Raw genomic sequence first — 25,996 nt, 5'->3', positions numbered from 1 at the left:
AACATGTCTTTAGAAAACGATAGCTTAGAGATCACTTATTTGGGCAAACGCTATAAAATCTCTCTCAATAACACCTTTAGCGATGAGATGAAACGCACCCTAAAGGAGCGTTTCCATAACCAAGAATTAAACGCCTTAGAGCTTTTAAAGGACTATTTGCATGAAAGGTGTCAAAACGAGTATTTGCATAATGAACTCCAAAAGCTTTTAGAAAAAATCTCATCATGTTCTATTACTTGATCGCTCCTTTAAAAAATAAAACCCCCCCCTTAACTTACTTTTCTAAAGAACAGCACCAAAACGGAGCGTTAGTCAATATCCCTTTAAGGAATAAAACGCTTTTGGGCGTCGTTCTTAAAGAAGTTTCAAAACCCTCTTTTGAATGCCTAGAATTGGAAAAAACCCCTTATTTTTTACTCCCTTTTCAAATGGAGCTCGCTATTTTTATCGCTCAATATTACTCGGCTAATCTTTCTTCAGTCTTAAGCCTTTTTGCCCCTTTTAAAGAATGCGATTTAGTGGGGTTAGAAAAAATTGAGCCTGTTCTTAATGTTTTAAGCCAAACGCAAACCAACGCTTTAAAAGAATTGCAAAAACATCCAGCAAGCTTGCTCTTTGGCGATACGGGTAGCGGGAAAACCGAAATTTATATGCATGCAATCGCTCAAATATTAGAGCAAAAAAAAAGCACTCTGTTGTTAGTGCCAGAAATCGCCCTCACCCCTCAAATGCAACAACGCCTTAAAAAAGTTTTTAAAGAAAATTTAGGCTTGTGGCATAGCAAACTCTCTCAAAATCAAAAAAAACAATTTTTAGAAAAGCTTTATTCGCAAGAAATCAAATTAGTGGTAGGCACACGAAGCGCGTTGTTTTTACCCCTTAAGGAGTTGGGTTTGATCATTGTAGATGAAGAGCATGACTTTTCTTATAAATCCCAGCAAAGCCCTATGTATAACGCTAGGGATTTATGCTTGTATTTATCCCATAAATTCCCTATTCAAGTGATTTTAGGCTCTGCTACGCCAAGTTTGAGTAGTTACCAACGCTTTAAAGATAAGGCTTTAGTACGCTTAAAGGGGCGCTACACCCCCACGCAAAAAAACATTATTTTTGAAAAAACGGAGCGTTTTATCACGCCCAAACTCCTAGAAGCGCTGCAACAAGTGATAGACAAAAACGAGCAAGCCATTATTTTTGTGCCTACAAGGGCTAATTTTAAAACCTTGCTGTGCCAAAATTGCTATAAAAGCGTTCAATGCCCCTTTTGTAGCGTGAATATGAGTTTGCATTTAAAGACCAACAAACTCATGTGCCATTATTGCCATTTTTCAAGCCCTATCCCTAAAATTTGCAACGCATGCCAAAGCGAAGTTTTAGTGGGTAAAAGGATAGGCACCATGCAAGTGTTGAACGAGTTAGAAGGCCTTTTGAAAGGCGCTAAAATAGCGATCTTAGATAAAGATCACACCAGCACGCCAAAAAAACTCCACAATATTTTAAACGATTTCAACGCTCAAAAAACCAATATCTTAATCGGCACGCAGATGATAAGCAAAGGGCATGATTACGCTAAAGTGAGTTTAGCGGTTGTTTTAGGCATAGACAATATCATTAAATCTAATAGTTACAGGGCTTTAGAAGAAGGCGTGTCGTTACTTTATCAAATCGCTGGGAGGAGCGCTAGGCAAATTTCTGGCCAAGTGTTCATTCAAAGCACCGAAACGGATCTGTTAGAAAATTTCTTAGAAGATTATGAAGATTTTTTACAATACGAATTGCAAGAAAGGTGCGAACTCTATCCGCCTTTTTCAAGGTTGTGTTTGTTGGAGTTTAAGCATAAAAACGAAGAAAAAGCCCAACAATTGAGCCTAAAAGCCTCTCAAACCCTTTCTTCGTGTTTAGAAAAGGGCGTAACGCTCTCTAATTTCAAAGCCCCCATTGAAAAAATCGCTTCTTCTTATCGCTACCTTATTTTGTTGCGTTCCAAAAACCCTTTAAGCCTAGTCAAAAGCGTGCATGCGTTTTTAAAAACCGCCCCCAATATCCCTTGCAGCGTGAACATGGATCCTGTGGATATTTTTTAAAACACTCAAGTTTTCTATATTTTTAAAAAAACTTAAGTTTTTCTAGCGGCTAGCAGCGTGAAATTCACCCATTTAAACAGCGCTTCCACATGCTTAAACCCCACGCTTTCTAAAAGCGCGATATTTTCTTTTAAACTATAAGGCACAAGCACATTTTCTAACGCTTCCCTTTTGAAAGCGATTTCATTGTGGCTATAACCCTGATTTTGTTTATAAAGGTAGTATAGTTCTATCATTTGCTTGTCTAATATCCGATCTTCGCTCATGATCTTTTCGCCCACCAATAAAACCCCATTCAACGCAAGGCTGTTATAAATCTTTTTGAGCAACACCTCTCTTTGCATGGGGCGGACAAATTGCAACACAAAAAGCAATGAAAATGCGCTCGCTTCTCTAAACTCAACCTCTAAAAAATCCATGCATTCAAAACGGACATTGTTAAAATCTTTTAATTTTTCTTGCGCTTTTTTAAGCATGGGCATGGAATTGTCAATCCCTACAAGCTCAATATCCTGTTGGATCTGTTGGTTAAGCGCGATAAAAAAGTTCCCGGTAGAACAACCTAAATCATAAATCAAAGGCTTAGGCAAGGACTTAGGCAAGGACTTAGGATAAATATTTTCTTTTAAATTTTGAGCGATAAAATACGCCCCTAGATTCAACATTTCATGATAATAGGGGATAGAGCGCTCCAGCATGTCGTCAAAAACATGGGCGACTTTCTCATCAAAACAAAAGCGTTTGTTTAGGGATTTGTTAAACAGAGTGTCTTTCATTCAAAAAAGAAGCGTGGTTTAAAAACCTTTAAACCACCCTATCAAAATAACGCTTAAGCTTTTTTATGCACCAACTCATTGATGTAGTAATCCACTGAGCCTAAGCCTTCTTTTTTCGCCCATTCATAGCATTGAGAAACAAAATGCCAATTGATATGCCCATAGAATTTTTCCAAATACACAGGGCGCGCGTTTTTATGGTCAATATAATAAGCATGCTCCCACACATCCACCACCAAAAGCGGCACTTTTTTATCCGTAACCGGGGTTTGCGCGTTGCTCGTTTGAATGATTTCAATTTTTTGAGTGTCTAAATTATACGCTGCCCAATTCCAACCAGAGCCAAACAAAGTGGTCGCGCTCTTAATGAAGTCTTCTTTAAATTTTTCCAATGAGCCAAAATCTTTTTCTAAAGCCCCTTTTAACTCATCGCTTAAGGCAGTCGCTTTGGGGCTTAGGCAATCCCAATAAAAATCGTGGTTGTAAATTTGAGCGGCGTTATTGAACACGCCTCCGCTAGACTTTGTCAAAATAGCAAACAAAGAACTTTTCTCAAAATCCGTGCCTTTGATTAAGTTATTCAAATTATTCACATAAGTTTGATGGTGTTTCCCATGGTGGAAATCAAACGCCACAGGGCTTAAAAAATCTCCCATGCTGTCTTTAGCAAAAGGCAACTCTCGTAATGTAAACATGTTTTCTCCTTGTGATCAGATAGCCGTATTGTAATCATTTTTTAATACTTTTTGGTAAATCTTTTCTTAAAAATGGATCGTTATGCAAATTTTGTAGATTTTAAGGGGTTTTTTAAAATGAAAACGACTTTTTAAACAAATTCTTTTTAAATTTTTTAAAAGTTAATTTTAATTGACTATTATTCTAACGCAATATAGCAATTCATTAGAAAGGATTTAACCATGCAAAAAGTTACTTTTAAAGAAGAAACATACCAATTAGAAGGGAAAGCCTTGAAAGTGGGCGATAAAGCCCCTGATGTGAAATTGGTGAATGGCGATTTGCAAGAAGTCAATTTGTTGAAGCCAGGCGTGCGTTTTCAGGTCGTTAGCTCGCTTCCTAGCTTAACTGGATCGGTTTGCTTGCTCCAAGCCAAACACTTCAATGAGCAAGTCAGTAAACTGCCTTCTGTGAGTTTTAGCGTTATTTCTATGGACTTGCCTTTTTCTCAAGGGCAAATTTGCGGCGCTGAAGGCATTAAGGACTTAAGAATCTTAAGCGATTTTAGGTATAAGGCTTTTGGGGAAAATTACGGCGTGCTGTTGGGCAAAGGCTCTTTGCAAGGCTTACTCGCTCGATCGGTGTTTGTTCTTGATGATAAGGGGGTGGTTATCTATAAAGAAATCGTTCAAAACATTTTAGAAGAGCCTAATTATGAAGCGCTTTTAAAAGTGTTGAAATAGGAAATCCTTAAAAGGAGGGGGCTATAATCTAGTAAATCTCAACGCAAAAAGCCCCACTTATTAAAAGGTGTCGGCGATAAAAACTAAAAAATGAGAGATTCTTTTTAATTCGTTTAAAAAAGTTTCACGCTATTTTTAAAAGAAAAGATTAAAAAAGACTCTATTTTCAATCAAACATTATCGCTTGATTTTAATCAAGCTTTTTAACGGAATAAGTCTTTCTCAAAGCCCATAGGGGCTATGGATAAACTAAAATTTTTAGAAGTCTTTCTTTAAGATTTCTTCCACTCTTAAAATGGTTACGAGTCTATCGTTTTGTTTCCCAATGCCATAAGTTAAATTATTGTTATCGCTCAAAGTCTCTGGCACCGGATCAATATCCGTTTGCTTGATGCGAATGGCTTCAGTTAAGCGATCAATGAAAAACCCAGCGATCTGATCGTTATGGCGCACCACCAAATAACGAGTGTCTTTGTTTTGCTTTTCAGCTTTCAACCCGAATTTTAAACGCAGGCTAATCAACGGGAAGACATTACCCCTTAAGTTGAACACGCCAAGCACATAGTTTGGGGTCTCAGGGACTCGCGTGTAACCAATGGGTTTGACGATCTCTAAAATATTCAAAATAGGAATGGCGTATTCTTCATCGCCAATAATAAAGCCAATGAATTGCAAAATTTCTTCATTATCTTCTTGTTTAGAGCTTGCATTAGCTTCTTTTTGTCTTTCAAATAAATCTTTTAATTGATTGCTCACGATTGGTCTCCTTCTAATTTAATGCTGCGCTTCACCACGGTGGTTAAATATTCACCGCTATAAGGTTTGGTGATGTATTCAGTCATGCCGGATTCAACGCCGCGCATCCTATCGGTTTTGGTTACCCGACTGGTTACTGCGATCAAAGGCAGGTTTTTGAATTTATTGTATTTACGCACTTCAGAAGCGAAAGTGTAGCCGTCCATTTTAGGCATTTCAATATCCACTAAAATAGCGTCCGGAATCTTATCGCCATTTTTAAGCATTTCTAAGCCTTCTAACCCGTTAGTGGCCTCTAAAAGCGTGATGCCTAATGGTTTTAAACATTTGCGGATAATCGCTCTATCCGTGCTGCTGTCATCAATCGCTAAGACAATATAATCGCTAGGAGAATTTTTGCTCTTGGTGTTTTCGGATTCGTTCATCAAGGTAGTGATATTGATTTTAATGCTCTTTGCCATATCCATCATCGCCCCCACATCTACAATGAGAGTGATTTTCCCATCGCCCCTCACCGTAGCGCCAGCAATGCCTCTAGTGTTTTTAAGATAATAACCTAAAGACTTGATAACCACCTCTTCTTGACCGATCAAATAATCCACGATCACGCCAATTTTTTGATCGGCTAAGCCAATGATGACCACATACACATCTGAGTTGGATTCCAAAATAGCATCCACTTTAAAAATATCAGAAAGGCGCACCAAAGAAAGCACCTCATCTCTCAAACGCAACACGCTCTTGCCATCAACGGTATAGATTTCATCTTGGCTGATACGCACGGTTTCTAAAACTGAAGAAAGCGGGATAGCGTAATATTCTTCTTGAACGCCCACGAGTAAAGCTTGAATGATAGCCAAAGTGAGAGGGATTTTAAGCTTTTGGGTCGTGCCTACCCCCACTTCTGAATCAATTTCAATGATCCCATTAAGCTTTTCAATATTGGTTTTCACCACATCCATGCCCACGCCTCTGCCTGAAACATTGGAAACGACTTTTGCGGTAGAAAAGCCTGGTTTGAAAATGAGGTTAAACGCTTCCCTATCGCTCATGCCTTCAGCGTCTCTTTCGCTAATCACCCCTTTTTCAATCGCTTTTTCTTTAAGCATCACAGGGTCTAACCCCTTGCCATCATCAGAGATTTTAATCACAATGTGGTTACCCTCATTATACGCGCTCAATTGCACTTTACCGGTTTCAGGCTTGTTAAGCCTTCTTCTTTCTTCTAAAGGCTCAATCCCATGATCGCATGAGTTGCGGATAATGTGGATGAGCGGATCGCCAATCTCTTCTACAATGGATTTATCAAGCTCGGTTTCTTCGCCCTCAATAATCAATTCAATGCTTTTACCTAATTCCCGGCTCAAATCCCTTACCATGCGAGGGAATTTATTGAACACCTTGCCCACTGGTTGCATCCGGGTTTTCATCACCGCAAGCTGCAAGTCTGTCGTTACCGCTGAAATAGAAGAAACCACCTGGTTTAATTCCTCTAAAAACTTTTCCCCATCATAGCGTTCTTCCACATCGCCATAAATCCTGATCAAGCGATTCTTTCCTAACACAAGCTCGCCGATTAAATTCATCAAGTGATCCAAGCGGCGCACATCTACCCTAACGGTTTGCTCCACGCCAATAGAAGGGGCTTTATTTTCTTCAGTATCTGCTTTAGCCTTAGCTTTAGTTTCTGTTTTAGGGGCTTTGGGGGTTTCTGTTTTAGGGGTTTCTGTTTTAGGGGTTTCTGTTTTAGGGGTTTCTTTTGCTGGGGCGACTTCTTGTTTAGGCTTGGCTTGATCTTCTTGCTTTTTTTGAGCCCTTCGTTCTTTATCGGCTTCTTGGCGTTTGTTAAGTAGGCGTTCAATTTCCGCTTCCACTTCTTCAGTACTCATGTTGGCATAGTCCAAATCCGGCTCATCGGCTAGCGGGTTATCGCTTGAGAAGTTTTCTGTAGTAGGGGCTTTTGCCTTGTTTTCTTTATTTTCTTCTTTCGCTTCTTCTTTATTTTCTTTTTGGGGGGTTTCTTTAGTCCCTGAAGTTTCTTTAGCGCCCTCTAGATTTTGGCTCGTAATGGCTTGAAGCTGTTTGACCGCTTCTTCAATCTCGTTTTCCTTGCCGTTATTGGTATCTGATCCGGTATCTCTAATCGTTACGAGCAAGGTTTTCATCAAATCAATGGAGCGCAACACGACATCCATAATATCCGGCGTGATTTTGATTTCGCCCTTTCTGGCACGATTCAAGACATCTTCCATGTTGTGCGTGAGGTGCGTGAGAATGTTAAGATTCAAAAACGAGCTAGAGCCTTTAATGGTGTGGGCCACTCTAAAAATGCGATTGAGCAAGTCCAAATCTTCAGGGTTATGCTCTAATTCCACCAGATCCTGATCCAACTGCTCGTTCATTTCAAAGGCTTCAATCAAGAAGTCTTCCATTATTTCTTGCAAATCATCCATTTTAAAACCCCTTTTTAGCGTTTGAGATAAGAGTATTTTACAATTTTATAAAAAGAATTACGCATTCTTGTCTAAAATCTTAGAAATTTCTTCGGTGAATTTTTCTGCGTCAAACTTGACTAAATACGCTACAGCCCCCATTTCTTTAGCCTTTTCAGCGCTATAATTATCGCAAATAGAAGAATTAAAAATCACAGGAATATAGGCAAACCTAGGGTCTTTTTGGAGCTTGAATAAGAAATGATAGCCATCCATTTTAGGCATTTCAACATCTGAAATAATGAATTTCAAATGTTTCCTCAAATTATCCCCGTATTTTTTGAATAACATTTCTAATTTATCCAACCCATCTTCCCCATCCACAGCTTCAGTGATGCTAAAACCCAATTTACTCAAATGGTTTTTTAAGGTTTTTCTTGCGGTCTTGCTATCGTCTAAAAACAACACTTCGCCTTCAAAACGCTCTTTAGGGGTATCTTTAACGTTTTTAGCGTCTTCATTAAGCTTTAAATCGTCTAAAATGCTTTCTAAATCCAAAATGAGTAGGGTTTTGTCGTTTTCAATGCGGGTCGTGCCGGTGATATTTTCTTTATTGATGCTATTAGATGCGCTAAAGGATGCAGGCTCCACATCTTTCCAGCTAATGCGCCTGATACGCCTAGCGGAATGGACTAAAAACCCCATTTTAACATTGTTAAATTCAGTGATAATGACGATTTTTTCGTTTTCCTTGCTTTTATCCGGGACAATCCCTATCCATTTGGCCAAGTCTATAAGCGGGATGATCGTGGAGCGCAAATCAAACACGCCGATAATGTAATCCAAATTCGTGGGGTATTCAAAAAGGGTGGGCATGGGGATAATCTCTTGGACTTTAGCCACATTAATGCCATAAATCCCCTCATAAGGGACGCCCTCTTGCATGCCATAAATACGAAAATCCACGAGTTCTATCTCGCTTAGTTTTAAATCGTTAGCTGTTTTTTCTGCCATGATTTAGGCGTCCTTATTTTGAGATGGTTCTAAAACGCTTGATGATACCTTAAAAAGGCTTTGTTCGTAATAAAAGGAGGGCAGTGGGCAGTAAATCGGCGCATTCAAGGGGATTTTTGCACCGCTTTTGAGATGAAAATGCCCCTCTATAATGCCGTCAATGCTATCAATGTTGAGATCTTTAATGTAGTTTTGATAGGCTTTTAGGCGCTTTTCAATAAAAGATTGCAATTCTTTTGGCTCTAATTCCCAAAGGCGGATGGGTTTTTGATAAATGAGTTTTTTAAAAAAAGGGTATAAGGTTTTAAAACTTAATAAATTTAAAAAAGTTAGAAAAAATCTAGCCCAAGTGGAAGTGAGCTGCGTGATGTAAAATTCATACGCCTTAGTAGTGAATAAATCCCCATGGGCTAGTAAAAAGCGTTTGTTGTCATATTGGAATAATACGGGCTGGTTTTGGCGCTCAAAAACCACCACTTTAAAATTGAATACAAAACGCATGGAAAAATCATGGTTGCCTTCAAAATAAAAAACTTGTGAAATTTCGCTTAAAGCGTTGATGAGATCAACGATTGTTTGCTGCTCTTCATCTAGGGGCAAATAGCCCACAAGCACATGGAAAATATCGCCCATGAAAAAGACTTGTGGGGGTTTGGCGCTTAAAAGTTCTTGAAGCGTATGGATTAAATGAGGGCTTTTGGGCAAAAAATGCGCATCAGAGATAAAAACAGCCCCACTTTTAAGCGCATAAGTTTCTAGCATCTTACTCTTTGAACAAAAAAGAGCCAATCCTTAAAAGATTCGCCCCGCAAGCAATCGCTAATTCAAAATCATCACTCATGCCCATTGAAAGAACGCTCGCATTTTTTATTTGGTCAAAAAGCTTTTTGGTGGTGATAAAGGATTTTTCAATTTTCTTTTCATCATCGGTGTGCGCCCCTATACACATCAGCCCCTTAAGCTTGAGGCGCTTGCAAGTTTCACTGATTTGAGAATAAGTTTCTAGCGCTTCTTCAGGCACCACCCCGCTTTTACTTTCCTCATACGCGCTATTAACCTGTAAAAGAGCGTTTAAATTGACGCCCAATACTTCGCAACGCTTTTCTATTTTTAGGGCGAGTTTTAAAGAGTCTAAAGAATGCAAAAGAGCGGGTTTTAAACTCAAAAGCGCATTGATTTTATTTTCTTGTAAAGAGCCTATCATGTGCCATTCAAGGGGCAAATGCTCTAAAGAATGCATTTTAGTTTTTAAATCTTGAACTTTATTTTCTCCAAAAGCCCTTTGAGAGCAGTTGTAGTAATGTTGGATAGCTTCTAAGGAAGCGTTTTTTGAAACAGCCACGATTTTGACAATATGATGCCTTGAATAGGCGATGCGAGCCTTTTCTATTTTGGTGATGAGGGTATCAATCCTTTGGCGATAATCTAACATAATTATTCTTTATGGCTTCTTCTTTATAGATCTTCTTTGTGCGTGCTGAAAGAATGCGTGAGATGGAATTTTTGATTTAAAGTTTCAAAATCTTTTAAAAGCCCTTTCTTTTTCAAATTTTCTATGACTTCCATGGAGCAATTGGTTTCGGTGGGCCATTCTCTAAAATGTTTATCCATAACGCCCTTATTGGTAGCGTCTATAAAAAAACAATGTTTAGAGGTGAGAATATCACGCTTGGCGTCAATGTTATTAACGATGCGCCATAACAGCATGTAAGGGTTGTTTAAATCGTTGCTGACATGCTCTACAAAGATGACGATGCGCAAATGCTCTTCAAAACCGAGCAAGTTTTTAGCCAATTCAATGACGCTTTTATCTTTCTTTTCCACGCTAATCACGCAAATGGGGTTACGAGTGTGCGGGTAATATTGCTTCAAAAGAACGATATTTTGCATTTTATCTTGTAAAAGCGCTAATAAGGCGCTATCGTTTAAAAGCGTGGGGTAGGGGGTATTGCTTTTAGAAGTCGCATCAATACCGAGTTTCCCCCCCATAGCGTATTCAGGGCTTGCATGATCTAAGGCGTCGCACACGCCTTGAGAAATAAGAATTTTTTCTTTAGAAAAATTTTCTAATACATACTCAATGATAGCGTTGGTGTCTCTTAGATTGGGAGCGTCTTCATTGACAAAGATCGCATGCTTGACAAAGCTCATCTGCCCCACGCCCCAAAAAGCATGCATGACTTGCTTGGCATGAGCGTTATAGCGCGTGTGTATTTTGGCTAAAATCAAATTATGAAACACCCCATTTTCTGGCATGTAATAATCTATAAGATTGGGGGCGTTCATTTGAAGCAAGGGCAAAAACAAGCGTTCGGTCAAATACCCCATGTATTTGTCTTCTAAAGGGGGCTTACCCACCACAGTGGCTAAGTAAATGGAATCTTTTTTATAGCTAATGGTTTTGACTTCTAAAACAGGGTAAGGCTCAATGGGGGTATAATAGCCAGTGTGATCCCCAAAAGGCCCTTCAAGCTCTAATTTCTCGCAATCCACAAACCCTTCTATCACAATATCGCAATCGCTTGGCACGCTCAAAGGATTGCTCAAGCATGGCATCACGCGCGCTTTTTTCTCCCTAATAAACCCATAGAGCATGAGCTCATAAATGCCATAAGGTAAGGGGGCTGTCGCGCACCATGTGTAGAGCAAATCCCCACCAATAGCGATGCTGACAGGCATTTTGACTTTAGCCTTAGCGTATTCGTGGAAAAAGAGTTGGGAGTCTTTATGGATTTGCCAGTGCAAGCCTAAATGGTTTTTATCATAAACTTGCAAACGATACATGCCCAAATTCTTTTTTTTATGATCCAGGCTTTGGGTATAGACTTGCCCCATAGTGATGAAAGCCCCGCCATCTTTTTCCCAAGTTTTTAAAACGGGTAGATCCCACAAATTGACTTCTTTATCTTGCTTGGTGATGAGATCTTTGGGGCGAGCGGTTTTTTTAGGGAAAACGTGTCTTAAATCCCATAAATCTTTTAAGACTTTCAAACTCTCAGTGAAGTTTTTAGGGGCGTCAAAGCACAAGAAGGCTTGCATGCGTTGTTGTAAATCCTCTATAGGGGTTTTTAATAAAAGATCTAATCGTTTGAAAGAGCCAAAAGCGTTCATCAAAACAGGCATGCCAAAGGTTTTGATCTGATCATGCTCTTTTCTTATGGGTTGCGTGAATAAAAGGGCTTTGCCTCCATTAGGTTTTTTCGCTTCTATATAGGCCAGATGAGCGATTTCTAAATCCACTTCAAGAGGGGTGTCAATGATCTTTAATTCATCATGCTTTTTTAAAAGCTTTAAAAAATCTCGCATCCAACTACCTTAAATAACCACATAATGAACGCTTAAGCATGCAGGAATGTTTTTAAGCTCTTCTAAAACTTCCAAAGAAACTTCTTCATCTACAATGATGAGCGCTAAGGCTTCTTTTTGCGTGTTGCGCCCCAAACGAAAATCAGCGATATTAATGCCATGCCTAGCGAACGCATTCCCCACGCTCCCAATAACGCCTGGAATATCCGTATTCCTGAATAAAAGCATTTTGCCCTTTGGCTCTATATCAATATGAAACCCATCGATCTCAGTGAGTTTTAAAATATCTTCTTCAAACACCGTGCCGCTCACGCTGATCGCGCCATTAGCCGTATTTAGGGTTAAAGAAAGCATGTTTTTATAAGGTGAGGCGCTTTCTTTAAGGCTAACCTTGATTTCAATGCCTCTTTCTTTGGCCACAAAGGGGGCGTTAATGTAATTGATCTTATCTCCTACAACGGGTTTTAACACCCCCACTAGCGTAAAAGCGACAAGGGCGTCTTTGAATTGGTTGATCTCCCCACAAAGACTGAGTTCAATTTTTTGGCACACGCCCTTATGGATTTGACTGGAAAAATAACCCAGTTTTTGCGCTAAATTCAAGTAGGCTTTTGCGTTTGCATCAAAAGCTTGCATGGGTAGATTCAAAGCATGCGGATGGCTTGAACCTCTTAAAGATTCCATAACCCCTTGAGCGGCTTGTTTGGAAATTTCTTCTTGGGACTCTAAAGTGTTCGCGCCAATATGAGGGGTCGCATAAACATTAGGCAAGTCTAAAAGTTTGTTGTGAATGCCAGGCTCTTTAGAAAAGACATCAATGCCAAGCCAACGCACTTTTTTGGTTTCTAAAGCTTCATAAAGAGCGTCTTCATTATAAAGCCCCCCTCTAGCGCAATTGATCAAAATAACCCCTTTTTTCATGCGTTCAATCTCTTTAGCGCCTATCATGTTAATGGTTTCTTTATTTTTAGGGGTGTGGATAGTGATCATATCGCATTGCAAAATGTCTTCAAAATTCTTTGTGTAAATGACCCCTAAATCAGTGGCTTTTGAAGAAGGGATATAAGGATCATAGGCTAAAACCTCCATTTCAAAGGCTTTTGCTCTAATGCCCACCCTAGAGCCAATATTCCCAAAACCAATGATTCCTAGTTTTTTATTTTTCAATTCCGTGCCATACCAATCTTCTCTTTTCCATAACCTTTGGTGTTTGATTTGATCGTTCGCACAAGGGAACGAACGCACTGCATTGATCAAATGCGCCATGGTCAATTCCACAGCGGCAATCGTGTTAGCGGTAGGGATATTCATCACTACAATCCCTTTTTGAGAGCAGCTTTCTAAATCAATATTATCCACTCCCACGCCCGCTCTCACGATGGATTTTAAGTGGGTTAAGGGCTTTAAAAAATCGCTTGTGATAGGGGTCATGCTGCGCGTGATGAGCGCATCCATGGGAGTGAGTTTTTCTAAAAGCTCCTTTTTGGGGCATTTGGAATAATCATGCAAGACAATATCTTTTTGGGCTTCTAAAATTTGAATGCCTTTAGCATGGATGGGGTCGCAAATGGCTACTTGATACATTTTTATCCTTTGAATTTAAAAAACAGCATGATAGCGTATTTTATAATAGTCTAAATCAGCCAGCAAGCGTTCTTTTTTGTTTTTATCTAAATAGATGATGAGGTTAGGTTGGTTTTTGGTGCTATCGTAAGCGTAATCAATTTGTTCTTTTTTGAGGATTTCTTTTAAACACCACCATTGATAGTCCTTTAAATCCTTAATGATAAGCTTTGAATATTCCCTTTTTTTTTCTTCAAAAGGGATTTCAAAATAATGTTCCACAACGGGGTAATTGATAGATTCTTGAGCATCAAGGTTTTGAGAAATGGCGTTATTGCGATTTTCTTCGTTATGGGGGGCTTTTTCATTGTGAGAGGTTTCATCAGGGCTATTTTCTTCTAGGTTGATGTCATGGCTTTTTGCATCTGTTTGAGAGAGACCTTCATTGGTTTGAGAGATCGCATGAGAAGTAGCGGGCATTTCTTTTTTAACGCTTAAAAACAAATAGGCTAAAACGCCAAGAGCGACAGCTAGGGAAATAAAAGCAACAACACCCTTAAATCTCATGCCATTCTCATGCTTTTAAAATCGCTCTTTAGAGTTTTTCTTTAAGAATATCCCCTAAAGTCATTTTATCATCGCTCGTGTTAAAAGCTTGCAATTCTTCTTTTTCTTTTTTGCGTTCTAACCTATGCACAGAAGCACGCACCTTGTTGTTAGATTTTTCAATCGCAACCACCACGCATGTGATTTCTTGGCCTATTTTGATTTCATCTTTTTTCAAGGGGTTCAAATCTTCATTTTTGATCAGCACATCAATGCCATCAGCATTAATGAAAACGCCAAAATCCTTAATACTCACCACTTTGCCTTGAATCACGCTGTCTGTTTTATGCTTTTGAGCGAATTCTTCTGTAGGGGAAGTAACCAAGTGCTTCGCGCTCAAAGAAATCTTTTTATCTTTTTTGTTGATTTTAAGGATTTTCACCTTGATCGCATCGCCAATTTTATAGTGGTCTTTGCATTTTTTATCTTTATCCCAAAAAGCGTCGTGATTGTGTAGCAAGCCATCCACCCCACCCAGATTCAAAAACGCCCCAAAGTCCGTTAAAGTCGCCACTTTGCCCTCTACAATATCCCCCACTTGGTGTTTGGATTCAAAAACATCAAAAGGCCTGTTAGTGAGTTGTTTTAAAGAAACCCTTAAGCGGCGGTTTTTAGGATCAATGTCAATGATATTCACATCAATTTCTTGCCCCACGCTCAAATAATGGCTAGGGTGGCTGACATTTTTATCCCAAGAGATTTCAGAAACATGCAAAAAGCCTTCAATATCATTACCAATATCCACAAACACCCCATAATGTTCAATATTACTCACCACCACCTTAATGGCGTATCCGGGTTTTAGCTTGTCTTGGATCTCTTCCCATGGGTCTTCTATAGTCGCTTTTATGGAGAGTGAAAGGCGTCTTTTTTCTGCATCATAAGCGATGGCTTTGACATAGACTTCATCGCCCTCTTTGTAGTATTTTTCAGGATTGACTGGTCCTTTATGGCTGATTTCAGAATAATGGACCAAGCCCTCAATCCCCTTAGCTTCTACAAAAATGCCAAAAGGGGTGATCTGGCGCACAACCCCCAATACCGGCTCTGTAGCTTCTAACAATTCTTTAGAAATTTCAAGCTGCCGTTTGTCATTGACTTCAAAGAATCGTTTGCGAGAAATATTGATAGAGTGGTTTTCCTTATCCACACGAATGATACACGCTTTAATGCGTTTGCCGATATGGTTTGCATCATTCTTTAAAGAAGAGTGCGAGCGGGAGAGAAAATACTCCACGCCTTGAGACTCCACGATATAACCCCCTTTATTTTTGCCTACAATCTTGCCTTCAATAATGGCGTTTTCATAGTTTTCGCCCAATTCTTCAATTTTAGCCTGAATTTTTTGTTGGGAAATGGCCTTTTTGTAGGAAACGCTAGGGTGTTCGCCTTTTTCGGACACATGCACGATAATGGGGTCATTTTTTTGATACAGCAACCGCCCCTTTTCATCGGTGATCTCACTCAAAGCCAAACGGCCTTCTGTCTTACCGCCCACGCTCACCATGGCATAACCATCATTCTCATTGATGGAAACGATTAGCCCTTCTTTGATAGTGCCTTTTTCTAAGGTTTCTTCTTTTTCTAATTCTTTTTTAAAGAGTTTTGCGAAGTTTTCCTCCTCGTCATTAAAGTTCTGATCATCTGCTATCTTGCTCATTGACTGCCTTACTATAAAATAAATATAAAATCCTTAAGGGCATTGTATCCTTTTTTGGCTTACAAAATCGTTTAAAAACTAACAATTAGCGGTTTTTTTAAAGAAAATTTTCAAAATGTGTTAAATCGTGCTGATTTTTTGCTTGACATTTTCTATAATCCAATCCGGTGTGGAAGCCCCAGCGGTAATCCCGCATAATCTTTTATCCTTAAACCACGCTAACTCTAATTCGTTTTCATCTTCTACCAAGTAGCTGTCTTTGCAATGCTGTTTGGCGATGCTTAGGAGCTGTTTGGTGTTTGAAGAAGTTTTACCGCCCACGACTATCATAATATCCACTTCCTTACTCAAATCCAAAGCGGCTTTTTGGTTGTAGGAAGTAGCGTTACAAATCGTGTTGAAAATACGCACTTCAGTGCATCGCTCCACCAAATAAGAAGCGATTTGCAAGAGTTTTGGGGTTTGTTTGGTGGTTTGGGAGACTAAAGCCACTTTTCGTTGGAGCTTTTTTTCTTGCAATTCTTCTAACGAATTGATGACTAGAGCTTGGTTAGTGGCATAGCTTATCACGCCCTTGACTTCAGGGTGGTTAATATCCCCAAAAAGCACGATTTGATACCCTTCTTTACTCATGGATTCCACAATTTGTTGAGGTTTGATCACATACGGGCAAGTCGCATCAGTGATTTTAACCCCCTTATTTTTCAAGTATTCTAAATCCTGCTTAGGAATGCCATGGGTTCTTATGATCACGCTCTTATTTTTAGGGATTTTTTTAGGATCTTCTTCAATTTTCACATTGAAGTTTTTTTCCAAACGATTGATTTCTTTAGCGTTATGAATGAGCGAGCCAAAAATCAAGCTGTTTTGATTTTTTTCAGCGATTTGTATCGCTCTTTTGACGCCAAAACAAAAACCATAATCCTTAGCCATTTTAATTTCCATTGAGACTCCTTTTTTTGAATAGATTGAGCCAAAGCTGAAAGGTTGGGAAAGAAATGTTCGCGCATTCTAAATTATCAATTTCTAAAGGCAACGCTAAAGTTAAAACAGCGAAACTCATCGCAATCCTGTGATCATTGAAACTCTTGATAATAGGGGGTTTAATCCTAGAAAAGCGCTGCTTTAATGGGCTTATATCTCCTAATCCCTCTATATAAAACCCGTCTTCAAATTCTTCGCATTCAATCCCTAAAGCTTTGAAATTAGAAACAACCGCTTTAATCCTATCGCTTTCTTTGGCTCGTAAATCTTTAGCGTTTTTAACCATGCTTTTGCCTTTTGCAAAAAGCATAGCGATGCTTAAAGCGGGGATTTCATCAATAAGACTAGCGATATTTTGATCAATATTGATCGCTTTTAAAGGGGCATGTTCTATGTAAATATCGCCAATAACTTCTAAATCTTTGGATTGGATAACATATTCTATATGAGCGCCCATTTTTTTCAAAACTTCAAAAGCTTCTATGCGAGTGGGGTTGAGCAAGACATTTTTTAAAAGAAGGCGGCTTTTTGGCGTAATCGCGCAAGCGAGAGCGAAAAAAAACGCGCTAGACGGATCATTGGCTATGGTAAAGTCAAAGGCTTCTAGGGGTTTTTCTAGGGGTGAAATTTTTAAAACGCCGTCTTGATTGTGAATGTTAGCCCCCAAACTTTTAAGCATGATTTCTGTGTGGTTACGGCTAAGCTCGCTTTCTTTATAGGCGCTTATGCCTTGAGCTTGCAAGGCGCTTAAAATAAAAGTGCTTTTGACTTGAGCTGAAGCGATAGGGCTTTCATAATCGCAAGCTTTTAAGGGACTCCCTACAATCGCTAAGGGGGCGAAATGGTTATCCTTTCTCCCTAAAATCTTTGCCCCAAAAGCCTTCAAAGGGTCAATGATTCTTTTCATGGGGCGTGCGTTTAGGGAATTGTCCCCACTTAAAACAAAAAGGCCTTTTTGAGCGCTTAAAAGCCCGCTGTATAAACGCATACTGGTGCCAGAATTGTTGCAATTTAAAATCTTGTTAGGCTCTTTTATAGCCGTTGGTGGCGTGATTTTAAAAGAATTTTTGGCGGTATTTTCCACTTTAGCCCCTAAATTTTGAGCGATTTCTAAAGAGCTTAAACAATCTTCTCCCATTAAAAAATTCCGCACGAAACAAGGCTTTTGAGCGAGCAGGCTAAAAATAACGGCTCTGTGCGAGAGCGATTTATCGCTGGCGTTAATGTCAAGCTCTATCACATATTATCCTTTATTATCTTTATCCCTTAAGGCGGGCGTTAAATTCTTTTTCTAAAATTTCAAGCGCTTTTTGCACGGCTGAATTGACCTCTTCATCGTTCAGGGTTTTTTCTAAAGAATGGATCACGCAACGCACGCTTAAGGCTATGGAATTATGACTTTCTTTAAAAATATCAAGGGGTAGAATCTCGCTTAAATTAGGGATTTGAGCGTCTTTTAGAGCTTTTTTAATCTTGCTAAAAGCGGTATTTTCATCAATGATGAGAGTCAAATCCCTCACACTGCTAGGGTAAATGCTAAAGGGTTTTAATAGCATGGCAGGGCGTTTGAGTTTAGAAGCGTCTATCTCAGCGTAATAGCTTTCAAACAAATCCAATTCCTGGATCACTTTGGGGTGGATTTTAGCGATCACGCCTATGATTTCATGATTTTGAATGATTTTAGCGCTCTGGTAGGGGTGGTTAATGGGGGTTTGAGTGGTTAGTTTTTCCAAGCTAAAATCCCCTATAGCTTTTGAAACGCATTCAGCGAAAGAGTAAAAATCCCACGCCTTGCCTTTAGCGTCAGGGTAGCTTTCTTTTTTTTGTAAGCCGCTTACTAAAAAGCCTAGTTTTTGGACTTCTTCTCTTTTAGCGTTATACACGCTCCCCTTTTCATAAAGGGCGATGCTTTTAAACCCTAAATTTTTATTCCTTAAACTGGCGTCTAAAAGCCCGCAAACAAGACTCGTTCTTAGGGTGTTTAACTCCGTTGTGATAGGGTTTTGCAATTCTAGAGAATCTTCTAAAACTTCAAAGCCTAGTTTTTGCTGTTTTTCTTTAGAGTAAAACACGTAATGAATGACTTCTTTAAAACCGCAAGCGAGAGCCTTGTGTTTAAGGTTTTCAAAAAAGCGGTGCGTGTCATAATGGGGGTTTGAATTTTTGCTACTGACACAATTAAGGGGCTTTGAGATCAAATTATCAATCCCTACAAAGCGCAAGATTTCTTCAGCAATATCTTGGATCGTTTTAATGTCATGCCTGAAATTGGGAACGATAACCTCTAAAATTTGGGGTTTTGAGTTTGGCTCTTTTACGCTGACTTTAAAGCCTAAATTTTTTAAAATGCTTTGAATTTTTTCTTTTTCTACAGCAAGCCCCAAAATTTCGGTAATGTCTTCAAGTTGGAATGTAAGGGCGCGATCTTTTAAAGAATGCTCAGTTTGTTTGCTTTCTAAAATCGTGGCTTTCAAATGAGTGCTTAAAAAATTCAAGCCGTCTGATAAATTAGGGTTGCTCCCCCTAGCGCTCCTATAAATAAGGGCGTTGTCTTTTTGAAGCGTTTTATCTTTTAGGGCGTGTAATTTTAAAGACAGGCTTATCGGATCAGTATAGCTCGCCTCTAAAAGCAAACACTCGCTCAAATCTTTTTGATCTTGATGCTTGATAGCGATAGTGGAGCGTTTTTGATGGTTGATATAAACGCTTTCAAGGTTGTTTTCATCGTTTTTCACGCTCAAATCCATAGGGGTTTTATTCAGGCTATAAGCGTTCATTATTACCCCACTAAAATGCGTGCTAAATTCTAAGAAATTGTTTAGATCGTTCCTGCTTAAGGCATTATTATGAGCGAGCGAAAGTTTGATATTTAAAGGGGTTTTTAAAGAATAATTGCAAACCAAATAATAAGCCAGATGCGATTCAATATTTTCACCCGCACTAAGCGTGATCAAATCGCTTTTTGGCGTAAAATTTAAAGCCTTGATAGGTTTTAAGGGCGTGTGATAAAAGGCGCTAATCTCTCTGGCAATACCTAAAACGCTCAAGCAATCCCCACGATTGGGGGTCAATGAAATTTCTAAAACATGCGTGTTGAAAGGGGCGTATTCGTTTAATTCTTTCCCTAAAACCAACTCCCCAACGCTCTCATCTAATTCCAAGATGCCATCATTGATTTTAGGAAAACCTAATTCAATGCTAGAGCAAATCATACCATGGCTTTCAACCCCCCTAAGCTCGGTTTTAGCGATGGTGGTTGAGCCGATTAGTGCCCCATTTAAAGCGACTGGCGCAAATTGGTTTGGCGCGACATTTTTAGCCCCACACACGATTTGTAACACTTCCTTGCCAATATCCACTTGACACACGCTGAGTTTTTCAGCGTTTTTATGGGGGGCTTTTTCTAAAATTTTACCCACAACCACATTTTTAGGAGCGATACAAGGGATACAGCTTTCCACTTCTAAACCTAAGCGGCTCAAATCCTCACAGAGTTTGGCTATATCTTTAGGCGTATTGACAAAAACATTCAAATCATTGACGCTCAGTTTCATTAAAAACTCTCCAACACTCTCAAATCAGTTTCAAAAAAACTGCGTAAATCATTGATTTGACAAGTCAGCATGGCTAATCTTTCAATCCCCATGCCAAAAGCAAACCCGCTCACATTCTCATACCCTATGGCTTCAAACACCGCATTATTGACCATGCCGCAACCCAACACTTCTAGCCAACCTGTGTGCGAGCAAACCCTACAGCCTTCTTGCTTGCAAAACACGCAGCTAATATCCACTTCAGCGCTTGGCTCTGTGAAAGGGAAAAAGCTAGAGCGCCACTTTAATTTCACGCCGCCAAAGAAATAATGCAAAAAGTCTTCGATCACGCCCTTTAAGTGCGTGAAACGGATATTCCCTTTTTGATCCACGACAAGCCCTTCAATTTGGTGGAACATGGGCGTGTGGGTCAAATCATAATCGCGCCTAAAGGTTTCGCCTAGACAGATCATTTTAATGGGTGGGGTTTGTTCTTGCATGGTGTGGATTTGAACGGGCGAAGTGTGGGTCCTTAAAAGCTTGTGATCTTTAAAATAGAAAGTGTCTTGCATGTCTCTTGCAGGATGGTAAGGGGGCAAGTTTAAAGCACTGAAATTATGGAAATCATCTTCCACTAAAGAGCCGATTTCAAGCTTGTATCCTAATGGGGTGAAAAATTCAATGATTTTATTTTTAGTATAATTCAAAGGGTGAGAAGAGCTTGTTTTAATAGCGTTAAACAAGCTCACATCAATTTTTTCTTTTTTCAAGCGTTCTTCTAATTCAAGCTCCAAAATAGCCTTTTTTTTCCATTCAAAGGCTTTTTCAAACGCTTGTTTATAGTGGTGGATTTCTTTAGCAAAGGCGTTTTTTTCTTCGCCGTTTAGATTTTTGAGCTGGTTGAATTTATCCGCAAAAACCCCTTTTTTACCCAAAGCATTCAAACGCGCTTCTTCTAACTCTTTGCTATTAGTAACCTTTTCTAAGCGTTCTATTAAGGTGTGCAATAACGATCCTTATATTTTATTTTTAAAAAGCTATAATACAACTTTAATAAAAGAAAAACCTTAAAAGGGAGCAAAAAGAGCATGAATGTGTTTGAGAAAATAATCCAAGGCGAAATCCCTTGTTCTAAGATTTTAGAAAACGAGCGTTTTTTATCCTTTTATGACATTAACCCTAAAGCTAAAGTGCATGCGTTAGTGATACCCAAACAAAGCATTCAGGATTTTAACGGCATCACCCCAGAGCTTATGGCACAAATGACAAGTTTTATTTTTGAAGTGGTGGAAAAATTAGGCATCAAAGAGAAGGGCTACAAGCTTTTAACCAATGTGGGTAAAAACGCCGGGCAAGAGGTGATGCATTTGCATTTTCATATTTTAAGCGGAGACAAACATTAAAAGCGTTGGTGGTAGTTCGTGCAAGCGTTTTTAAACAGGAGTTTTGCCCCCTTACTCAACCCTAACGAGAGCCCTTTAGAACAGGTTAAATCCAGTATTATTTTAAAAAAAGGGGTGTCTTATTTTGACTGGGGGGCTTCAGGTTTGGCGAGCGCTTTAGTGGAAAAGCGCGTGAAATCCTTACTGCCTTATTACGCGAACGCTCATTCCATCGCTTCTAAACATGCGATTTTAATGGGCATGCTTTTAAAAGAATGCCAAGAAAAGTTGAAGCGTTCTTTAAATTTGAGCGCTAATCATTGCGTGTTGAGCGCGGGGTATGGGGCGAGTTCAGCGATTAAGAAATTTCAAGAAATTTTAGGGGTGTGTATCCCTTCAAAAACGAAGAAAAATTTAGAGCCGTATTTGAAAGATATGGCTTTAAAGCGTGTGATTGTAGGGCCTTATGAACATCATTCTAATGAAATTAGCTGGCGTGAAGGCTTGTGTGAAGTGGTGCGTATCCCTTTAAACGAACATGGCTTATTGGATTTAGAAATTTTAGAGCAAACTTTAAAAAAATCCCCTAACAGCTTGGTTTCTATGAGCGCGGCTTCTAATGTAACGGGACTGCTTACGCCCTTAAAAGAAGTTTCATTATTGTGTAAGGAATATAAGGCCGCTTTGGCTTTGGATTTAGCGAATTTTAGCGCGCATGCTAACCCTAAGGATTGCGAATACCAAACCGGTTTTTATGCGCCTCATAAGCTTTTAGGGGGCATTGGAGGGTGCGGTCTTTTAGGCATTTCTAAAGATTTGATTGACACGCAGATCGCCCCGAGTTTTAGCGCAGGGGGCGTGATTAAATACGCTAATTGCACACGGCATGAATTTATTGATGAATTGCCCTTGAGGGAAGAGTTTGGCACGCCAGGATTGTTGCAATTTTACAGGAGCGCTCTAGCGTATCAATTGAGAGATGAATGCGGTTTGGATTTTATCCATAAGAAAGAAAACAACCTTTTAAGAGTGCTTGTGCATGGCTTAAAAGACTTGCCCGCTATTAATATTTATGGGAATTTAACGGCGAGTCGTGTGGGGGTAGTGGCTTTTAATATTGGAGGGATTTCGCCCTATGATTTAGCGAGAGTTTTAAGCTATGAATACGCTATTGAGACCCGGGCAGGTTGCTCTTGCGCGGGGCCTTATGGGCATGATTTATTGAATCTTAACGCTCAAAAGTCAAGCGATTTTAACGCTAAACCCGGATGGCTTAGAGTGAGCTTACACTTCACGCATTCCATAAACGATATTGATTATTTGCTAGACAGCTTGAAAAAAGCGGTTAAAAAATTGCGTTAAGCTAAAACTATTTTTAAGGAAAAATTTGGATATTTTAGATTTGAACAAAGCGCAAGCGACACAACAAAATGAGCAAGAAGTAGAGGATAAAGAAAAAGAGTCTAAAGAGCCGGTGGTTTTAGAAGATTTGAGCGCTTTAGCATGGCTTGAATTAGAAGAGTTTAGCCGCCTTTCAGGGATTCCTAAAGAAAGGATTTTGGAATTAGTGAATCTTGGTAAAATCAAGAGCAAAATAAGCCACAACAAGCTCTTAATTGATGCGAGCAGCGGGACAAACGCTTTAATCAAAAAGGTAGAAAATAATTTGATTTCTATGGATATGAACGGGCGTTCTTTAGAGCCTGTGTTTGTGGAAAAGACCATTAACACGATTTTAAATTTGCATGATAAAGTCATTAGCGCTAAAGATGAAACGATTTCAGCCTTTAAAAATGAAAACATGTTTTTAAAAGACGCTTTAATCTCTATGCAAGAAGTCTATGAAGAAGATAAAAAAACCATCGATCTTTTGCGAGATGAACTCAATCAAGCGAGAGAAGAAATTGAATTTATGAAGAGGAAATACCGCTTGATGTGGGGGAAAGTCGCTGACATGAGCAGCGTGAATAAAAAGTAGTTTTAAATTAACGCCCATGCTGAGAGCTTATTAGCGATAATTTTAGGTGAATACATGTTAGAATTTGGGGTGTTTTAACAGAATGCAAGCTTGAAGGAGAACCATGTCCATTTCACGCAGGAGTATCCTAAAAAAAATCCCAATCGCGCTCGCTAGCGTTAATGTTTTAAAAGCTGTTGGTGTTTTTGAAAAAATAGAATCCATTCCGCATGCAACGCATTTTGGCCCCTTTATCGCAAAGGTTCAAAATGGAGTGATTAAAGATATTGTCCCTCAAAAGAGCGATTATAACCCTACTATGATGTTAAAAGCGATGGCAGATAGGGTGTATTCAGATAGTAGGGTGAAGTATCCTTGCGTGCGCAAGAGTTTCTTAGAAAACAAAAAAAACCACAAAGAATTGCGCGGGAGAGAAGAGTTTGTGCGCGTGAGTTGGGATGTGGCGTTGGATTTAGCGGCTAAAAAGCTTAAAGAAATCCCTAAAGAAAACATTTATAATGCCAGTTATGGTGGTTGGGGGCATGCGGGCAGCTTGCATCGTTGCCATCATTTAACATGGCGTTTTTTTAATACGACTTTAGGGGGGGCTATTGGCACTGATGGGGAATATGGCAATGGTGCGGCTGCAAGAATAAACCCTATGATTGTAGGGGATATGGAAGTTTATTCGCAACAAACCACGCATGAAGAGATGATTAAAAATTGTAAGGTGTATGTCATGTGGGGGGCGGATTTATTCAAGTGCAACCGCATTGATTATTTTGTGCCAAACCATGTCAATGACAGCTACTACCCTAAGTATAAAAGAGCTGGTATTAAATTCATTAGTATCGATCCCATTTATACCGAAACCGCTCAAGCCTTCAGTGCTGAATGGATACCCATTCGCCCTAACACTGATGTAGCGTTAATGCTAGGCATGATGCATTATCTTTATACAAGCAATCAATATGATAAAGCGTTTATCGCTAAATACACTGATGGTTTTGATAAATTTTTACCCTATTTGCTAGGAGAGAGCGATAATGCGCCTAAGACTTTAGAATGGGCGTCTCAAATCACTGGAGTGAGCGCAGAAAAAATCAAAGAATTAGCGGATTTGTTTGTCTCTAAGCGCACTTTTTTAGCGGGTAATTGGGCCATGCAAAGAGCTCAGCATGGCGAGCAACCGGATTGGGCGTTAATTGTTTTAGCCAGTATGATTGGTCAAGTGGGCTTATCGGGTGGGGGCTTTGGCTTTTCTATGCATTATGGAGGCAACGCTCAAGCAAGCTCTGGGGCAAGAGTTGTCCCCATGATTTCACAAGGGCATAATTCTGTAAAAAGCGTTATTCCAGCATCTAGAATTTCTGAAGCGATTTTAAATCCGGATAAAGAAATTGATTTTATGGGTAAAAAACTCAAATTGCCTAAAATCAAAATGATCTATAATTGTGGGGCGAATTTATTAGGGCATGAAGCTGATACAAACGAGCTGATTCGCGCTTTAAGGACCTTAGATTGCGTGATCGTGCATGAGCCTTGGTGGACGCCTACAGCGAAATTTGCTGATATTATTTTTGCTTCCACTAGCACTATGGAAAGAGATGATATTACTTTTGGGGGGAGTTATTCTAAGAACGTGGTTTATGCCATGCGTAAGGTGGTAGAGCCTGTTTATGAATCTAAAGACGATTATGAGATTTTCAGGCAGCTCGCTTTACGCGTTGGGGGTAATGAAACAGAGCAGCGATTCACTGAATCTAAGAGTTACATGGAATGGATTAAGGGTCTTTATGAAAAAAGCGATGGCCCTACTTTGAAATCGTTTGATCAGTTTTGGAGGGATGGCTTTGTGGAGTTTGAAATCCCTGAAAACGCGAGAAAGTTTGTGCGTCATGCGAAATTCAGGCAAGATCCTATTAACAATAAACTGGATACAGAGAGCGGGAAAATTCAAATTTTTTCTCAAAAATGCGCGGATTTTAAACTGGCCGATTTTAAAGGGCATCCTACTTGGTTTGAGCCAGCTGAGTGGCTAGGCTCTAAAATGGCTGAGATTTATCCGTTCCATTTAATCTCTCCGCACCCAAAATACCGTGTCAATTCACAGCTTGATAACACTTGGGTTAGGAATGTGTATAAAATTCAAGGCAGAGAACCTGTAATGATCAACGAACTAGACGCTAATAAATTAGGCATTAGGCATGGTGAAATTGTAGAAGTGTTTAACGCTAGGGGGAGGTTGTTAGCAGGGGCGTTTGTAACTAAGAATATCCGTCAAGGGGTTTTGAGTATCCAAAAAGGGGCGTGGTATGACCCAGAAGATGAGAGGGTTAGAAACCCACGATGCAATGGAGGGCATGTGAATACGCTCACTTCTTCGCGCCCTACAAGCAGCATGACACAAGCCATTTCAGCCAATACCGCCTTAGTCAATATCAGAAGACTTAGAAGGTATGAATTAGTCAAACCCTATCATTCTATTTCAACACCAAGCATCATTGGGGCTTAAACGGAGTGAA

21 protein-coding genes and 1 pseudogene are annotated in these 25,996 nt (G+C 39.5%); 7 read left to right on the top strand and 15 right to left on the bottom strand.

What is annotated here, in order from left to right; genetic code table 11:
* Positions 1-3 precede the first annotated feature (3 nt).
* Positions 4-240 (top strand): hypothetical protein, encoded by a 237-nt coding sequence (locus AYS37_RS05355; protein ID WP_000051168.1) that lies wholly within the window; start codon positions 4-6, stop codon positions 238-240.
* Positions 225-2,084, top strand: a complete 1,860-nt coding sequence (locus AYS37_RS05350) for a primosomal protein N' (RefSeq protein ID WP_000500367.1) — start codon at positions 225-227, stop codon at positions 2,082-2,084. Before AYS37_RS05355 ends, AYS37_RS05350 begins: the two co-directional genes overlap by 16 nt.
* 32 nt (positions 2,085-2,116) lie before the next feature.
* Here AYS37_RS05350 and cmoA read toward each other — a convergent pair whose 3' ends face one another.
* Together cmoA and sodB are read right to left on the bottom strand one after the other, a co-directional pair.
* Complete coding sequence (gene cmoA, locus AYS37_RS05345; protein ID WP_000655584.1) at positions 2,117-2,860, bottom strand: carboxy-S-adenosyl-L-methionine synthase CmoA; 744 nt, start codon at positions 2,858-2,860, stop codon at positions 2,117-2,119.
* 53 nt (positions 2,861-2,913) lie between these two features.
* Positions 2,914-3,555, bottom strand: coding sequence for a superoxide dismutase [Fe] (gene sodB, locus AYS37_RS05340; RefSeq protein WP_000494623.1), 642 nt, complete (start codon positions 3,553-3,555; stop codon positions 2,914-2,916).
* A 222-nt stretch (positions 3,556-3,777) separates the two neighbouring features.
* Here sodB and tpx point away from each other — a divergent pair, with 222 nt between their 5' ends.
* Positions 3,778-4,278: a thiol peroxidase gene (gene tpx, locus AYS37_RS05335; RefSeq protein ID WP_001174630.1), complete on the top strand. Its 501-nt coding sequence runs from the start codon at positions 3,778-3,780 to the stop codon at positions 4,276-4,278.
* Between the two features lie 258 nt (positions 4,279-4,536).
* Here tpx and cheW read toward each other — a convergent pair whose 3' ends face one another.
* From cheW to pheS, 13 genes and pseudogenes are all read right to left on the bottom strand, one after another.
* The gene (gene cheW, locus AYS37_RS05330) at positions 4,537-5,034 is read right to left on the bottom strand and encodes a chemotaxis protein CheW (RefSeq protein WP_000070762.1); all 498 of its coding nucleotides are present in this window, start codon (positions 5,032-5,034) and stop codon (positions 4,537-4,539) included.
* On the bottom strand, positions 5,031-7,487 hold the full coding sequence (cheAY2, locus tag AYS37_RS05325) for a chemotaxis histidine kinase/response regulator CheAY2 (protein WP_000342336.1): 2,457 nt from the start codon (positions 7,485-7,487) through the stop codon (positions 5,031-5,033). Before cheAY2 ends, cheW begins: the two co-directional genes overlap by 4 nt.
* Before the next feature lie 57 nt (positions 7,488-7,544).
* Positions 7,545-8,480 (bottom strand): chemotaxis protein CheV3, encoded by a 936-nt coding sequence (gene cheV3, locus AYS37_RS05320; RefSeq protein ID WP_000818700.1) that lies wholly within the window; start codon positions 8,478-8,480, stop codon positions 7,545-7,547.
* Positions 8,481-8,483: 3 nt separating this feature from the next.
* The gene (locus AYS37_RS05315; protein ID WP_000894977.1) at positions 8,484-9,242 is read right to left on the bottom strand and encodes a UDP-2,3-diacylglucosamine diphosphatase; all 759 of its coding nucleotides are present in this window, start codon (positions 9,240-9,242) and stop codon (positions 8,484-8,486) included.
* A gap of 1 nt (position 9,243) precedes the next feature.
* The gene (locus AYS37_RS05310; RefSeq protein ID WP_000888230.1) at positions 9,244-9,912 is read right to left on the bottom strand and encodes a YggS family pyridoxal phosphate-dependent enzyme; all 669 of its coding nucleotides are present in this window, start codon (positions 9,910-9,912) and stop codon (positions 9,244-9,246) included.
* Positions 9,887-11,786: pseudogene (locus AYS37_RS05305) on the bottom strand (menaquinone biosynthesis decarboxylase). The gene AYS37_RS05310 and the pseudogene AYS37_RS05305 overlap by 26 nt, the downstream one beginning before the upstream one ends.
* Positions 11,787-11,795: 9 nt before the next feature.
* Positions 11,796-13,370 (bottom strand): phosphoglycerate dehydrogenase, encoded by a 1,575-nt coding sequence (gene serA / locus AYS37_RS05300; protein WP_000285076.1) that lies wholly within the window; start codon positions 13,368-13,370, stop codon positions 11,796-11,798.
* 15 nt (positions 13,371-13,385) lie between these two features.
* Positions 13,386-13,916 carry a hypothetical protein gene (locus tag AYS37_RS05295; protein ID WP_001211143.1) on the bottom strand — a complete coding sequence of 177 codons (531 nt, stop codon included), beginning with the start codon at positions 13,914-13,916 and terminating at the stop codon, positions 13,386-13,388.
* Positions 13,917-13,944: 28 nt separating this feature from the next.
* Positions 13,945-15,615 carry a 30S ribosomal protein S1 gene (locus AYS37_RS05290; RefSeq protein WP_000033996.1) on the bottom strand — a complete coding sequence of 557 codons (1,671 nt, stop codon included), beginning with the start codon at positions 15,613-15,615 and terminating at the stop codon, positions 13,945-13,947.
* Between the two features lie 120 nt (positions 15,616-15,735).
* Positions 15,736-16,560 carry a 4-hydroxy-3-methylbut-2-enyl diphosphate reductase gene (locus AYS37_RS05285; protein WP_000403563.1) on the bottom strand — a complete coding sequence of 275 codons (825 nt, stop codon included), beginning with the start codon at positions 16,558-16,560 and terminating at the stop codon, positions 15,736-15,738.
* Positions 16,550-17,839 carry a 3-phosphoshikimate 1-carboxyvinyltransferase gene (gene aroA, locus AYS37_RS05280; protein ID WP_000570873.1) on the bottom strand — a complete coding sequence of 430 codons (1,290 nt, stop codon included), beginning with the start codon at positions 17,837-17,839 and terminating at the stop codon, positions 16,550-16,552. Before aroA ends, AYS37_RS05285 begins: the two co-directional genes overlap by 11 nt.
* Before the next feature lie 19 nt (positions 17,840-17,858).
* Positions 17,859-20,153: a phenylalanine--tRNA ligase subunit beta gene (gene pheT, locus AYS37_RS05275; RefSeq protein WP_000778279.1), complete on the bottom strand. Its 2,295-nt coding sequence runs from the start codon at positions 20,151-20,153 to the stop codon at positions 17,859-17,861.
* On the bottom strand, positions 20,153-21,139 hold the full coding sequence (gene pheS / locus AYS37_RS05270; RefSeq protein ID WP_000557060.1) for a phenylalanine--tRNA ligase subunit alpha: 987 nt from the start codon (positions 21,137-21,139) through the stop codon (positions 20,153-20,155). Before pheS ends, pheT begins: the two co-directional genes overlap by 1 nt.
* Before the next feature lie 81 nt (positions 21,140-21,220).
* Here pheS and AYS37_RS05265 point away from each other — a divergent pair, with 81 nt between their 5' ends.
* The 4 genes from AYS37_RS05265 (at position 21,221) to AYS37_RS05250 (ending at position 25,986) form a co-directional block, all read left to right on the top strand.
* Positions 21,221-21,535, top strand: a complete 315-nt coding sequence (locus AYS37_RS05265) for a histidine triad nucleotide-binding protein (protein ID WP_001100349.1) — start codon at positions 21,221-21,223, stop codon at positions 21,533-21,535.
* An 18-nt stretch (positions 21,536-21,553) separates the two neighbouring features.
* Complete coding sequence (locus AYS37_RS05260; RefSeq protein WP_001147590.1) at positions 21,554-22,876, top strand: aminotransferase class V-fold PLP-dependent enzyme; 1,323 nt, start codon at positions 21,554-21,556, stop codon at positions 22,874-22,876.
* A 25-nt stretch (positions 22,877-22,901) separates the two neighbouring features.
* Positions 22,902-23,492: a DUF3972 domain-containing protein gene (locus AYS37_RS05255; protein ID WP_000352031.1), complete on the top strand. Its 591-nt coding sequence runs from the start codon at positions 22,902-22,904 to the stop codon at positions 23,490-23,492.
* Positions 23,493-23,595: 103 nt separating this feature from the next.
* Positions 23,596-25,986 carry a molybdopterin guanine dinucleotide-containing S/N-oxide reductase gene (locus tag AYS37_RS05250; protein ID WP_000028253.1) on the top strand — a complete coding sequence of 797 codons (2,391 nt, stop codon included), beginning with the start codon at positions 23,596-23,598 and terminating at the stop codon, positions 25,984-25,986.
* Positions 25,987-25,996 lie beyond the last annotated feature (10 nt).

The sequence above is a fragment of the Helicobacter pylori NQ4053 genome (assembly GCF_000274605.1).
GTDB classification, from domain to species: Bacteria; Campylobacterota; Campylobacteria; order Campylobacterales; family Helicobacteraceae; genus Helicobacter; species Helicobacter pylori_CV.
This window is presented reverse-complemented; position numbering and strand designations above follow the sequence as displayed.